Genomic DNA, 13,629 nt, shown 5'->3' with positions numbered 1-13,629 from the left:
CCGCAACGTCGCGGCCTCGTCAGGGAGGTTTCTGAAGTGAACACGCGTATGCGTCGCGCCGCCGTTGCCATTGCCGCCGGTGCGATGGCCGTCTCGCTGGCTGCCTGCGGCAGCGCCGAGGAAGCGGGCGGCGACAACGACTCCACCGCTTCCGCCGCCAAGGGCGACGACATCAAGGTCGGTCTCCTGCTCCCGGAGAACCAGACCGCTCGCTACGAGAAGTTCGACCGGCCTCTGATCGAGAAGAAGATCAAGGAGCTGACGAACAACAAGGCGACGATCGACTACAACAACGCCAAGCAGGACGCCAACCTCCAGGCGCAGCAGGTCGACACGATGATCACCAACAAGGTCGACGTACTGATCCTGGACGCCGTCGACGCCAAGGCGATCAAGAACTCCGTGCAGAAGGCCGTCGACGCCGGCATCAAGGTCGTCGCCTACGACCGCCTGGCCGAGGGCCCGATCAGCGCCTACACGTCCTTCGACAACGTCCAGGTCGGCAAGACCCAGGGCGAGGCCCTGCTGACGGCGCTGGGCGACAAGGCCACCAAGTCCACCAAGGTCGTCATGATCAACGGCTCGGTGACCGACCCCAACGCCGCCATGTTCAAGGAGGGCGCGCACTCCGCCCTCGACGGCAAGGTCACCATCGCCAAGGAGTACGACACCAAGGAGTGGAAGCCGGAGAACGCCAACTCCGAGATGGAGGCCGCGATCTCGGCCGTCGGCAAGAACAACATCGCCGGCGTCTACTCCGCCAACGACGGCATGGCCGGCGGTATCATCACCGCCCTCAAGGCCGCCGGTATCGCCGACATCCCGGTCACCGGTCAGGACGCCGAACTGGCCGCCGTGCAGCGCATCGTCGCCGGCGAGCAGTACATGAGCGTCTACAAGCCCTACGCCCCCGAGGCCGACGCCGCCGCCGAGATGGCCGTCGCGCTCGCCCAGGGCAAGTCGATCGACTCCATCGCCAAGGACAAGGTCGACAGCGGCAGCGAGAAGGGCATCCCGTCCGTCCTCGTCGACGTCACCTCGCTGACGAAGGACAACATCAACGACACCGTCATCAAGGACGGCGTCTACACCGCCGACGAGATCTGCACCGGCAAGTACAAGGCCGCGTGCACCGAGCTCAAGATCGGCTAGGCAGCCCCAGGTCCCTTTGAACACGCGGGAGTTCGACCTCGAACTCCCGCACGGGACAGGACTGCACAAGACTCCTCCGGCGCCCCGCGTATACGTCAGCCCCGCAAGCTCGGCGCGGGGCGCCGGACGGAACCCCCCAACTTTTCTCTGCACAACCCTTCCGCCGGGTCAGGCGGCGAAGGAGATGGTTCACGTGTCCGCTACGCCCGTGCTGGCGTTGCGCGGGGTCTCCAAGCGGTTCGGTGCCGTTCAGGCGCTCACCGACGTAGAGCTTGAGGTCCACGCCGGTGAAGTGGTCGCCCTGGTGGGCGACAACGGCGCCGGAAAGTCCACGCTGGTCAAGACGATCGCCGGCGTGCACCCCATCGATGAGGGCGTCATCGAATGGGACGGCAAGTCCGTCTCGATCAACCGGCCGCACGACGCACAGAGCCTGGGCATCGCGACGGTGTACCAGGACCTCGCGCTGTGCGACAACATCGACGTCGTCGGCAACCTCTTCCTGGGCCGCGAGCTGAAGAAGCGCGGCGTCCTCGACGAGGTCGAGATGGAGCGCCGCTCGCGCGAGCTGCTCCAGACCCTGTCGATCCGCATCCCCAGCGTGCGTATCCCGATCGCCTCGCTCTCCGGCGGTCAGCGCCAGACCGTGGCCATCGCCCGCTCCATGCTCGGCGAGCCCAAGCTGGTCATCCTCGACGAGCCCACCGCCGCCCTCGGCGTCGAGCAGACCGCCCAGGTCCTCGACCTCGTCGAGCGACTGCGCGAACGCGGCCACGCCGTGATCCTCATCAGCCACAACATGGCCGACGTGAAGGCCGTCGCGGACAAGGTCGCGGTACTGCGCCTCGGCCGCAACAACGGCGTCTTCGAGGTCAAGACGACCTCGCAGGAGGAGATCATCTCCGCCATCACCGGCGCCACCGAGAACGCCGTGACCCGCCGTGCGGCGCGCACGAACGGGGAGGCTTCCCAGTGAGCATCGACAAGACCTCCGCGACGGCGCAGGACCACGAGGTGCTGAACACCGAGGCCGCCTCGGCCGCGGTCACCGCGGTCGACCCCCGCCTGCTGGTGCAGGAGCAGGGCCTGGCCGGCTACGTCACCGAGTTCCGGCGCAAGCTGAAGGCCGGTGAGCTCGGCTCCCTGCCGGTCATCCTCGGCCTGGTCGCCATCTGCGTCATCTTCCAGAGCCTGAACTCCGCCTTCCTGTCCGCGCAGAACATCAGTGACATCACCGTCACGATGGTCGGCACGGGCATGATCTCCGTCGGCATCGTCTTCGTGCTGCTGCTCGGCGAGATCGACCTGTCCGTCGGCTCGGTCAGTGGCGCGTCCAGCGCCATCGCGGCCGTCCTCGCGGTGAACCAGGGCTGGCCCGAGTGGGCGGCCGTGCTCATCGCCGTGGCGGCGGGCGCCGTCATCGGCGCGGCACACGGCTTCTTCTTCGCGGTGCTCGGCGCTCCGGCGTTCGCCGTCACACTGGCCGGTCTGCTGTTCTGGCTCGGCTTCATGCTTCAGACGCTGGGCGAGAACGGCACGATCAACCTCGACAGCGACGGCCTGATCGGCAAGCTGACGACGTACTTCTTCACGGACGTGGCGGCCGCGTACGGCCTGGCGGCCGTGGTGACCGCGGTGTTCTTCATCACCTCGTTCCTGGGCAACCGCCGCCGTGAGGCCGCGGGCATCCCGTTCCGGCCGATGAGCGACACCATCCTGCGCACGGTGCTGCTGGGTGTCGTCTCCTTCGCCGCGGCGGTCATGTACAACCAGTACAAGGGCCTGCCGCTGGCCACGGTGATCTTCCTGGTGTTCCTGGTCGCCACGGACTTCGTGCTGCGGCGTACCTCGTACGGCCGCAAGATCTTCGCCCTCGGCGGCAGCGTCGAGGCCTCGCGTCGTGCGGGCATCAACGTCACCGCGGTGCGGATCTCCGTGTTCGCCATCTCCGGTGGCTTCGCCGCCATCGGCGGTCTCTTCCTGGCCTCGAAGATCGCGTCGGCCAACCAGAGCGCCGGTACCGGTGACCTGCTGATGAACGCCATCGCGGCGGCCGTCATCGGTGGTACGTCGCTGTTCGGTGGACGTGGACGTACCTGGAACGCGCTGCTCGGTGTGCTGGTGATCGTGTCGATCCAGTACGGGCTCCAGCTGGAGTCGATCGCCGAGCCGGTGAAGTACATGATCACCGCTGGTGTTCTGCTCACGACCGTCGTGATCGACTCGATCACCCGGAAGACGCAGAAGACCGCGGGTCGCGCGTAGCGCGGGACGCAGTAGCGCCGTAGGGGCGCGGGTGAACTGGCGGGTGCCGGTCCTGGTGGGCCGGTCGCGCAGTTCCCCGCGTCCCTTTGCCGCGTTGTAGCACGGGGCGTCACTGGGTAGAGCCGAATGCGTGATGTACGTCCCCGGGGCCGGGAACCTTCCGCCCGAGCGGAACATTAGACTCGACAAGCCCGGCAACAGCTCGACAGCTCTACTGCAAGGAGGCACGGGTGCCGCTGCTGACCCGCATCACGGGACCGCGCGATCTGGACCGGCTCAGCCCTGAGCAGCTGGACCAGCTGGCCGAGGAGATCCGGACGTTTCTCGTCGAGGCGGTTTCCAAGACCGGCGGCCACCTCGGCCCCAACCTCGGTGTGGTGGAGCTGACCATCGCCCTGCACCGGGTCTTCGACTCGCCGAAGGACAAGGTGCTCTGGGACACGGGCCACCAGTCCTACGTCCACAAGCTGCTCACCGGCCGCCAGGACTTCAGCAAGCTGAAGAAGAAGGGCGGCCTGTCGGGCTACCCCTCGCAGGCCGAGTCCGAGCACGACGTCATCGAGAACTCGCACGCCTCGACCGTCCTCGGCTGGGCCGACGGCCTCGCGAAGGCCAACCAGCTGCGCAAACGCGACGACCATGTCGTGGCGGTCATCGGTGACGGCGCGCTGACCGGCGGCATGGCCTGGGAGGCGCTGAACAACATCGCCGAGGCCAAGGACCGCCCCCTGGTCATCGTCGTCAACGACAACGAGCGGTCGTACGCGCCCACCATCGGCGGCCTCGCGAACCACCTGGCGACGCTGCGCACCACCGACGGATACGAGCGCTTCCTCACCCGCACCAAGGAGATCCTCGACCGCACCCCGGTCGTCGGCAAGCCGCTCTACGAGACCCTGCACGGCGCCAAGAAGGGCCTGAAGGACTTCATCGCGCCGCAGGGCATGTTCGAGGACCTCGGCCTCAAGTACGTCGGCCCGATCGACGGACACGACATCGTGGCCCTGGAGTCCGCGCTCGCCCGCGCCAAGCGCTTCGGCGGCCCGGTCATCGTGCACTGCCTCACCGAGAAGGGCCGCGGCTACCAGCCCGCCCTCCAGGACGAGGCCGACCGCTTCCACGGCATCGGCCCGATCCACCCCGACACCGGCCTTCCCATCAAGGCCTCGGGCGCCGACTGGACCTCGGTCTTCGGCGACGAGATGGTCGAGCTCGGCCGGGAGCGCGACGACATCGTGGCCATCACGGCGGCGATGCTCCAGCCGGTCGGCCTGAAGAAGTTCGCGGACACCTTCCCGGACCGCATCTACGACGTCGGCATCGCCGAGCAGCACGGCGCCGTGTCCGCGGCGGGCCTCGCAACGGGTGGTCTGCACCCCGTCTTCGCCGTCTACGCCACCTTCCTCAACCGCGCCTTCGACCAGGTCCTCATGGACGTGGCCCTGCACAAGTGCGGCGTCACCTTCGTGCTCGACCGGGCCGGCGTCACCGGCACCGACGGCGCCTCGCACAACGGCATGTGGGACATGTCGATCCTCCAGGTCGTCCCCGGCCTCAGGCTCGCCGCCCCGCGCGACGCCGACCAGGTGCGCGCGCAGTTGCGCGAGGCCGTCCAGGTCAAGGACGCCCCGACCGTCGTCCGCTTCTCCAAGGGCGCCGTCGGCCCCGCCGTACCCGCCGTGGGCCGGGTGGGCGGCATGGACGTCCTGCGCGAGCCGGGTACGGACACGCCGGACGTGCTGCTGGTCTCCGTGGGTGCCCTGGCTCCCATGTGCCTGGAGATCGCCGGCCTGCTGGACAAGCAGGGCATTTCCACCACCGTTGTCGACCCGCGCTGGGTCAAGCCCGTCGACGAGGCCATGGCCCCGCTCGCCGAGCGGCACCGCGTGGTCGTCACCGTCGAGGACAACTCCCGTGTCGGCGGCGTCGGATCGGCGGTCGCCCAGGCCCTGCGCGACGCGGGCGTCGACGTCCCGCTGCGTGACTTCGGCATCCCGCCGCGCTTCCTGGACCACGCCTCCCGCGCCGAGGTTCTGGCCGAGATCGGGCTGACCGCGCCCGACATCGCCCGTCAGGTCACCGGTCTGGTCTCCAAGCTGGACGGCCGGTTCGACCGTGCCGAGGTCGACTCGGTGGAGCCCGCGCGCGACTGACCCCCGCAGACGGCCGGATGGGCCGGTTTCACCACCATCAAGGGTGGTGAAACCGGCCCATCTGTGTGAATCAAGCCACGCCGGGGCAGGCGTATCACGCCCCCTCTCGATCATGTCGAGGACGACAAGCGTGGGAGGTAAGACCGTGAGCAGCACACTCTTCCGGACGAAGAGAGTCGAGCAGTCCATCCTCGATACCGAGGAGCCAGAGCACGCGCTCAAGAAGTCCTTGTCCGCGCTGGATCTGACCGTCTTCGGCGTCGGCGTCATCATCGGCACCGGCATCTTCGTGCTGACCGGCACCGTCGCGAAGGACAACGCCGGGCCCGCGGTGGCCCTGGCGTTCGTGGTGTCCGGCGTCGTCTGCGCGCTGGCCGCCCTCTGCTACGCCGAGTTCGCGTCCACGGTCCCGGTCGCCGGGTCCGCGTACACCTTCTCGTACGCCTCCCTCGGCGAACTGCCCGCCTGGATCATCGGCTGGGACCTGGTCCTGGAGTTCGCGCTCGGTACGGCGGTGGTGGCGGTCGGCTGGTCCGGCTACATCCAGTCGCTCATGGACAACGCGGGCTGGACCATGCCTGACGCCCTGGGCAGTCGGGAGGGTGCCGACGCCTTCGGCTTCGACATCCTGGCCGCCGCGCTGGTCCTCATCCTCACCTTCATCCTCGTACTCGGCATGAAGCTGTCCGCGCGGATCACCTCCCTGGTCGTCGCCATCAAGCTGGCCGTCGTCCTGACCGTGATCATCGCCGGCGCCTTCCTGATCGACGGCGACAACTACGACCCGTTCATCCCGAAGAGCCAGACGGTCGACGCCGGCAGCAGTCTCGACGCCCCGCTGATCCAGCTGATGTTCGGCTGGGCGCCCTCCAACTACGGCGTGATGGGCATCTTCACCGCCGCCTCGGTCGTGTTCTTCGCCTTCATCGGCTTCGACGTCGTCGCGACGGCCGCCGAGGAGACCAAGAACCCGCAGCGGGACATGCCCCGCGGCATCATCGGTTCGCTGGTCATCTGCACGACGCTGTACGTCGCCGTATCGATCGTCGTCACGGGCATGCAGCACTACACCAAGCTGTCCGTGGACGCCCCGCTCGCCGACGCCTTCAAGGACACCGGGCATCCCTGGTTCTCGGGCTTCATCAGCTTCGGCGCCGCGGTCGGCCTGACGACGGTCTGCATGATCCTGCTCCTCGGTCAGACCCGCGTGTTCTTCGCGATGAGCCGCGACGGACTGCTGCCGCGCTTCTTCTCCCACGTCCACCCGCGGTTCAAGACCCCGCACCGGCCGACCATCCTGCTCGGCGTGATCATCGCGGTCCTGGCCGGCTTCACCCCGCTGACCGAACTCGCCGCCCTGGTGAACATCGGCACACTGTTCGCCTTCGTGGTCGTGGCGATCGGCGTGATCATCCTCCGCAAGACCCGCCCCGACCTGCACCGGGCCTTCCGCACCCCGTGGGTGCCGTTCATCCCGATCCTGTCGGTCTGCGCCTCGCTGTGGCTGATGATCAACCTGCCCGCCGAGACCTGGGTCCGCTTCGCCATCTGGATGGCCGTGGGCTTCGTCGTGTACTTCCTCTACGGCCGCTCCCACAGCCGCCTCGGCCGGCACGAGGAGACGACCGAGGCCGAGGTCGAGAAGGGCGACGGCGGAGCGACCGCGTAGCCCGATCCGACGGCCCGGGGCCGCGTACGGCAGCCGGCTACGGCCGGACCGTACGCGGCCCCGCCACGTCGGCCCCCAACTCCGTCACGCGCCGACGCAGTTCCCGGTCGGCGGTCACCACCAGACACCGCCGCCCGCCGGCCCCGGCGACCAGCTCGACCATGTGGTCGTCCCCGCTCCCGGCGGCGGACTCCACCCGCACCCCCGGCACGCTCTCCACGCCCCGGGCGGCCCCCTCCACCACGAGCACCAGTTCCACGGGCCCCAGGTGCCCCGGCACCCCGTCCGCCGCCAAGCGGTCCCGCAGCCGCTCCGCGGCCCCCCGCCGGTCCCGCCACCACCCGTCGGGCACCGACCCGACCACATTCGCGGCGTCGACGATCACGAGCAGAGGGACGTCATCGTTCATGCGGCAAGGGTCGCACGCCTCAGCCGGCGTCCCCTTCGGAGAAGCTCGCGAAGTACGCCGCCGCCATGTCCTCGTCGCCGTGTCCGAGTCGGGCGGCGCGTTCGAAGCGTTCTGCGCCGGCTTCGGCGACGTCGAGGCGGACGCCGTGGCGTTCGCCGGCCGCGACGATGAGCCGTGCGTCCTTCGCTGCCGTGCCGACGGCGAAGGCGGCCGGTGACAGTCCGCCCTTCAGGACCAGTTCCGCTTTGGCCCGCAGGTAGCCCATGTCGAGCGGTCCGCCGTCGATCACCTCGAAGAACCGCTGCGGGTCGACCTCGAGGGCCTTGGACAGCGCCAGCACCTCACCCACCGCGTTCGTCACCGCGAGCACCCAGCTGTTGGCGACCAGCTTCAGGCGGGTCGCGCTGCCCGCCGCGCCGTCCTCGCCGGTCCACACCGTGCGGGCGCCGACGGCGTCGAACACCGGCGTCACCGTCTGACGGCCCTCGACCGGCCCCGCCGCCAGCACGGTCAGCTGACCTGCCTCGGCCGGCTGCCGGGTGCCCAGCACGGGGGCGTCGTAGAAGACGAGGCCGTACTCGTCGGCGAAGGCGGCCAGGTCGGCGATGGAGTCGATGCCCGCGGTCGTCGACTGCACCCAGAGGGCACCGGAGCCCAGCGCGGGCGCCGCCTCACCCATCACGTCCAGGGTCGCCGGACCGTCGTACAGCATGGTCAGGACGACATCGGCGCCCCGGACCGCCTCGGCGGGCGTGTCGGCCACGAAGGCGCCGTCGGCGGCCAGCGGCTCGGCCTTGGCCCGGGTGCGGTTCCAGGCGCGGACGGCGTGTCCGGCCTTCACCAGGTTGCGGGCCATCGCGGCGCCCATGATGCCGGTGCCCAGGACGCTCACGGTGAGCTTGTCGGTCATGACGTCGACTTCCTGTTCTCGTGCGGAGGTTGTTGGTCCGGGTTTGGCCGAGATCATGCTGTCACGCGTGCGTGGGTTTCGGCATGCCCGAACCCGGCGGGACGGAAAACGGTGAAATGGGGCCCATATCCCCGGCATTCCCCTGCCGTGCGTCAAGAAGCGGGGGTGGGCCACGAGGACAGGTGCGCCCCGCATATGGTGATCCGGTGAACGGCGACTGGCTCATCCGCGGCCGTGACGGCCGCCTCAGCGTCTATCTGCCGACCGAGGACGCCGTCCTGTGCCGGGCGGAACTCGGACCCGGCGGCCCCTGGGAACCCCCGCGCAAGGTCGGCGGCGACCAAAAGCTGCGCCCCGGCCCCGCGGTCGGCCAGGGCGCCGACGACTACGCCCATCTGGCCGCCTGGCGCCCGACCAGGGAGGGCGAGGCGGGTCTGGTGCACTCCACGCACTTCCGGCCGCGTCTGGCCCCGCTGGACTGGATGTCCATCGGCCACCCGGACAAGACCGGCGACCGCACCGGTACGCCCGCCGTCACGGTGGACGCGCAGGGCCGGGCCCATGTCTTCGTCCGCAACCGGGTGGGCGGTGTCAGCATGCGCGGCCAGAAGGAGGTGGGCGGCTGGGGCCCGTGGCGCGACCTCAAGGGGGCCGAGGTCGACGACCGACTGGCCGCGGTGACGGGGGAGTCGGGCCGCGTCGAGCTCTACGCGGCCGTCCCCGGCGCCCTGCTGCACTGGCAGCAGGAGAAGCCGGGCAGCGTCCCGGTCCTGGAGGAGGCGATGGAGACGCCCGTCCGCGCGGGCACCCTGCACGCCCTGGCCACCTCCGCCGAGCACACCACCCTCTTCTACGCCGACGACTCCGGCGACCTGTGCGCCTGGCGCCCCGGCACCAAGCCGGTGACCCTGCTGACCTCCGCCGGCCCCGGCCCGGTCACGGCGATCCGCTGCGAACTCGACGGCCACGACTGCACCTTGCTCGCCCAGCGCTCGGCGAGCGGCCGCGTCGCCTTCGCCGCGTACCCGACGGAGCAGGAGTCGGCGGGCGCCTGGTGGACCGAGTCGGGCCCGCAACTGCCACTGGACGCGACGGTCGCGCTCGCCCTGGACGAGGACCAGCGAGTGGTCGCGGCCGCGCTCTCCCCGTCGACCGGGCAACTGCTGGTCACGCGACGCAAGGAGGAGCCGGGGCTGGCGCTGGAGGCATGGCGGGAGGTCTGAGCGCTCGTAATCGGCAGGACAGTTCCGGCACCCCTGCGCCAGGATGACCGTCATGGACACGGAAAGCCTGGTCGAGGTCTGGCGGCGGATCCTGGCGCCCTCCGGGACCTCTTGGGTGCTCTTCGAGCACGGGACGTGCGTGGTGCTGAAGGAGCCCGCGGGGGACCTCGCGGGACAGGCGTCGGGGATTCTCGGCGAGTTCGGCCCGGTACGGGTGGGCTCGTCCGCCGGTGACTTCAACGTGCTCACGCTCAAGGACGACCTGGGCTGGCTGGTCACCGGCCATCACCCGGACGTCGTCACCTACGTCGCCCCCGACGAGCCCGTCGATCCGTCGCACCTGACCATCGGCATCCACGGTCGCGGCAAACGCCATCAGGACGGCACACAGCTCCAGATCGCCCATGTCGAGGACCGACGCCCGGCCGCCGACCGATGACGGCGGTGCCCCGCACACCAACAGGCATGCGGGGCACCGCCGTTCAGCGCGTAACGCCTACGCGGGGACGCTGGCCACTCCCGGCGCCAGGAACTTCTTGCCGTTCACGCGCTCCGAGACACCCTCGCTGTCCAGGTACGGCGTGATGCCGCCCAGGTGGAAGGGCCAGCCGGCGCCCGTGATCAGGCAGAGGTCGATGTCCTGGGCCTCGGCGACGACGCCCTCGTCGAGCATCAGGCCGATCTCCTGGGCCACCGCGTCCAGGACACGGTCGCGGACCTGCTCCTCGGTGAGGGCCACATCGCCCTGCTTCAGCAGCGCCGCGACCTCCGGGTCCAGCTCCGGCTTCCCGCTGTCGTAGACGTAGAAGCCGCGCTTGCCCGCCTTGACGACGGCCGCGAGGTTCGGGGAGACCGTGAAGCGGTCCGGGAAGGCCCGGTTGAGGGTCTCCGAGACGTGCAGGCCGATGGCCGGGCCGACCAGCTCCAGCAGGACCAGCGGGGACATCGGAAGGCCGAGCGGCTCGATCGCCTTCTCGGCGACCGCGACCGGCGTGCCCTCGTCGATGACGTTCTGGATCTCGCCCATGAAGCGGGTCAGGATGCGGTTCACGACGAACGCCGGGGCGTCCTTCGTCAGCACCGCGGTCTTCTTCAGCTTCTTGGCGACGGCGAAGGCCGTGGCCAGCGAGGCGTCGTCGGTCTTCTCGCCGCGGACGATCTCCAGGAGGGGGAGGACGGCCACCGGGTTGAAGAAGTGGAAGCCCACGACCCGCTCGGGGTTCTTCAGCTTCGACGCCATCTCGGAGACCGAGAGGGACGAGGTGTTCGTGGCGAAGATCGCGTGCGCCGGGGCGACCGCCTCGACCTCCGCGAACACCTGCTGCTTGACACCGATCTCCTCGAACACGGCCTCGATGACGAAGTCCGCGTCCGCGAAGCCCTCGGCCTTGTCCAGCACACCGCTGACCAGGGCCTTGAGGCGGTTGGCCTTGTCCTGGTTGATACGGCCCTTGCCGAGCAGCTTCTCGATCTCGGCGTGGACGTAGCCCACACCCTTGTCGACGCGCTCCTGGTCGATGTCCGTGAGGACGACCGGGACCTCCAGGCGGCGCAGGAAGAGCAGCGCCAGCTGCGAGGCCATCAGGCCCGCGCCGACCACGCCGACCTTGGTGACCGGGCGCGCCAAGTTCTTGTCCGGCGCGCCGGCCGGGCGCTTGCCGCGCTTCTGCACCAGGTTGAAGGCGTAGATACCGGCGCGCAGTTCACCACCCATGATCAGGTCGGCGAGCGCCTTGTCCTCGGCGTCGTAGCCCTGCTGGAGGTCGCCGTTCTTGGCCTCGGCGATGATGTCGAGGGCGCGGTAGGCGGCCGGAGCGGCGCCGTGCACCTTCGAGTCGGCGATGAAGCGGCCCTTGGCGACGGCCTGGTCCCAGGCCTCACCGCGGTCGATCGCCGGACGCTCGACGACGATCTCGCCCTTGAGGACGGACGCCGTCCACAGAAGCGACTGCTCCAGGAAGTCGGCACCCTCGAAGATCGCGTCGGCGATGCCGAGCTCGTAGACCTGCGAGCCCTTGAGCTGCTTGTTCTGGTTGAGGCTGTTCTCGATGATCACCGAGACGGCCTTCTCGGCGCCGATCAGGTTCGGCAGGATCGTGCAGCCGCCCCAGCCGGGGACCAGGCCGAGGAAGACCTCGGGGAGCGAGAACGCCGGGAGCGCCGCCGAGACGGTCCGGTACTTGCAGTGCAGACCGACCTCGACGCCACCGCCCATCGCGGCGCCGTTGTAGTACGCGAAGGTCGGGACCGCGATACCGGCGAGGCGCTTGAAGACCTCGTGGCCGCCCTTGCCGATGGCGAGCGCGTCCTTGTGCTCCTTGAGGAGCTCGACGCCCTTGAGGTCGGCGCCGACGGCGAAGATGAACGGCTTGCCGGTGATGCCGACGCCGACGATGTCGCCGGCCGCGGCCTCCGCCTCGACCTGGTCGATGGCGGTGTCGAGGTTCGCCAGCGACTGCGGGCCGAAGGTGGTCGGCTTGGTGTGGTCGAAGCCGTTGTCCAGCGTGATGAGCGCGAAGCGCCCGGCGCCGAACGGCAGGTCGAGGTGGCGTACGTGCGCGGACGTCACGACCTCGTCGGGGAACAGCTCGGCCGCACCCTTCAAAAGCTCAGCGGTGGTGCTCACTTGCTGCCTCCGTCGAAGTTCGGGTTCTCCCAGATGACCGTCGCGCCCATGCCGAAGCCGACGCACATGGTCGTCAGGCCGTAGCGGACCTCCGGCTGCTCCTCGAACTGGCGGGCCAGCTGCGTCATCAGGCGGACGCCGGAGGAGGCGAGCGGGTGGCCGTAGGCGATGGCGCCGCCGTACTGGTTGACGCGCGCGTCGTCGTCGGCGATGCCGTAGTGCTCGAGGAAGGCCAGGACCTGGACGGCGAAGGCCTCGTTGATCTCGAACAGACCGATGTCGGAGATGCTCAGCCCGGCCTGGGCGAGGGCCTTCTCCGTGGCCGGGATCGGGCCGTAGCCCATGACCTCCGGCTCCACACCCGCGAAGGAGTAGGAGACCAGACGCATCTTCACCGGGAGGTCGTTCTCGCGGGCGAAGTCCTCGGACGCGATGAGCGAGGCGGTGGCACCGTCGTTGAGACCGGCGGCGTTGCCCGCGGTCACGCGGCCGTGGACGCGGAACGGCGTCTTGAGACCGGTCAGGTTCTCGATCGTCGTGCCCGGGCGCATCGGCTCGTCGGCGGTGACCAGACCCCAGCCCGTCTCACCGGCCTCGGCGTTCGTCCGGCGCACCGAGATCGGCACCAGGTCCTGCTGGATCTTGCCGTTGGCGTACGCCTTGGCGGCCTTCTCCTGCGAGCGCACGGCGTACTCGTCGGCGCGCTGCTTGGTGATGGTCGGGTACCGGTCGTGCAGGTTCTCGGCGGTCATACCCATGAAGAGGGCGGACTCGTCGACCAGCTTCTCGCTCACGAACCGCGGGTTCGGGTCCACGCCCTCACCCATGGGGTGACGGCCCATGTGCTCGACACCACCGGCGATGGCGATGTCGTACGCACCGAAGGCGACCGAACCGGCGACCGAGGTGACTGCGGTCAGGGCGCCGGCGCACATACGGTCGATGGAGTAGCCGGGCACCGACTGCGGGAGGCCCGCGAGGATGCCGGCCGTGCGGCCGATGGTGAGGCCCTGGTCACCGATCTGCGTGGTCGCGGCGATGGCGACCTCGTCGATCTTCTTCGGGTCGAGACCGGGGTTGCGGCGCAGCAGCTCCCGGATCGCCTTGACGACAAGGTCGTCGGCACGGGTCTCGTGGTAGATGCCCTTCGGGCCCGCCTTGCCGAACGGGGTGCGGACGCCGTCGACGAAGACGACGTCCCTGACGGTACGAGGCACGATGG

11 protein-coding genes are annotated in these 13,629 nt (G+C 69.5%); 7 read left to right on the top strand and 4 right to left on the bottom strand.

Annotation, left to right across the window (positions count from 1 at the left end; all coding sequences use genetic code 11):
* The first annotated feature begins 48 nt into the window (after nt 1-48).
* The 5 genes from ACIQWG_RS32760 to ACIQWG_RS32740 all read left to right on the top strand — a co-directional run bounded on the left by ACIQWG_RS32760 (nt 49) and on the right by ACIQWG_RS32740 (nt 7,239).
* Nucleotides 49-1,152, top strand: a complete 1,104-nt coding sequence (locus ACIQWG_RS32760; protein WP_404102524.1) for a sugar ABC transporter substrate-binding protein — start codon at nt 49-51, stop codon at nt 1,150-1,152.
* Between the two features lie 184 nt (nt 1,153-1,336).
* Nucleotides 1,337-2,128 carry an ATP-binding cassette domain-containing protein gene (locus ACIQWG_RS32755; protein ID WP_404102265.1) on the top strand — a complete coding sequence of 264 codons (792 nt, stop codon included), beginning with the start codon at nt 1,337-1,339 and terminating at the stop codon, nt 2,126-2,128.
* Complete coding sequence (locus ACIQWG_RS32750) at nt 2,125-3,417, top strand: sugar ABC transporter permease (RefSeq protein ID WP_404102263.1); 1,293 nt, start codon at nt 2,125-2,127, stop codon at nt 3,415-3,417. The genes ACIQWG_RS32755 and ACIQWG_RS32750 overlap by 4 nt, the downstream gene beginning before the upstream one ends.
* Nucleotides 3,418-3,647: 230 nt before the next feature.
* Complete coding sequence (gene dxs / locus ACIQWG_RS32745; RefSeq protein WP_404102262.1) at nt 3,648-5,570, top strand: 1-deoxy-D-xylulose-5-phosphate synthase; 1,923 nt, start codon at nt 3,648-3,650, stop codon at nt 5,568-5,570.
* A gap of 145 nt (nt 5,571-5,715) precedes the next feature.
* Nucleotides 5,716-7,239, top strand: a complete 1,524-nt coding sequence (locus ACIQWG_RS32740; RefSeq protein ID WP_404102260.1) for an amino acid permease — start codon at nt 5,716-5,718, stop codon at nt 7,237-7,239.
* Between the two features lie 37 nt (nt 7,240-7,276).
* On the opposite strand, the gene ACIQWG_RS32735 is transcribed toward ACIQWG_RS32740, so the two are convergent.
* Entirely contained in the window at nt 7,277-7,648 is a 372-nt protein-coding gene (locus tag ACIQWG_RS32735; RefSeq protein ID WP_404102258.1) for an NTP pyrophosphohydrolase, read from the bottom strand.
* A gap of 19 nt (nt 7,649-7,667) precedes the next feature.
* Complete coding sequence (locus ACIQWG_RS32730) at nt 7,668-8,558, bottom strand: NAD(P)-dependent oxidoreductase (RefSeq protein WP_404102256.1); 891 nt, start codon at nt 8,556-8,558, stop codon at nt 7,668-7,670.
* Between the two features lie 206 nt (nt 8,559-8,764).
* Between ACIQWG_RS32730 and ACIQWG_RS32725 the strand changes: the two genes are divergently transcribed.
* Nucleotides 8,765-9,781 (top strand): hypothetical protein, encoded by a 1,017-nt coding sequence (locus ACIQWG_RS32725; RefSeq protein ID WP_404102254.1) that lies wholly within the window; start codon nt 8,765-8,767, stop codon nt 9,779-9,781.
* 52 nt (nt 9,782-9,833) lie between these two features.
* Entirely contained in the window at nt 9,834-10,220 is a 387-nt protein-coding gene (locus tag ACIQWG_RS32720; protein ID WP_404102252.1) for a hypothetical protein, read from the top strand.
* 57 nt (nt 10,221-10,277) lie between these two features.
* Here ACIQWG_RS32720 and ACIQWG_RS32715 read toward each other — a convergent pair whose 3' ends face one another.
* The gene (locus tag ACIQWG_RS32715) at nt 10,278-12,407 is read right to left on the bottom strand and encodes a 3-hydroxyacyl-CoA dehydrogenase NAD-binding domain-containing protein (protein ID WP_404102250.1); all 2,130 of its coding nucleotides are present in this window, start codon (nt 12,405-12,407) and stop codon (nt 10,278-10,280) included.
* Nucleotides 12,404-13,624, bottom strand: a complete 1,221-nt coding sequence (locus ACIQWG_RS32710) for a thiolase family protein (protein ID WP_404102249.1) — start codon at nt 13,622-13,624, stop codon at nt 12,404-12,406. The genes ACIQWG_RS32715 and ACIQWG_RS32710 overlap by 4 nt, the downstream gene beginning before the upstream one ends.
* Between the last annotated feature and the right edge of the window lie 5 nt (nt 13,625-13,629).

Source organism: Streptomyces sp. NPDC098781, from assembly GCF_044759995.1.
Classification (GTDB): domain Bacteria; phylum Actinomycetota; class Actinomycetes; order Streptomycetales; family Streptomycetaceae; genus Streptomyces.
This window is presented reverse-complemented; position numbering and strand designations above follow the sequence as displayed.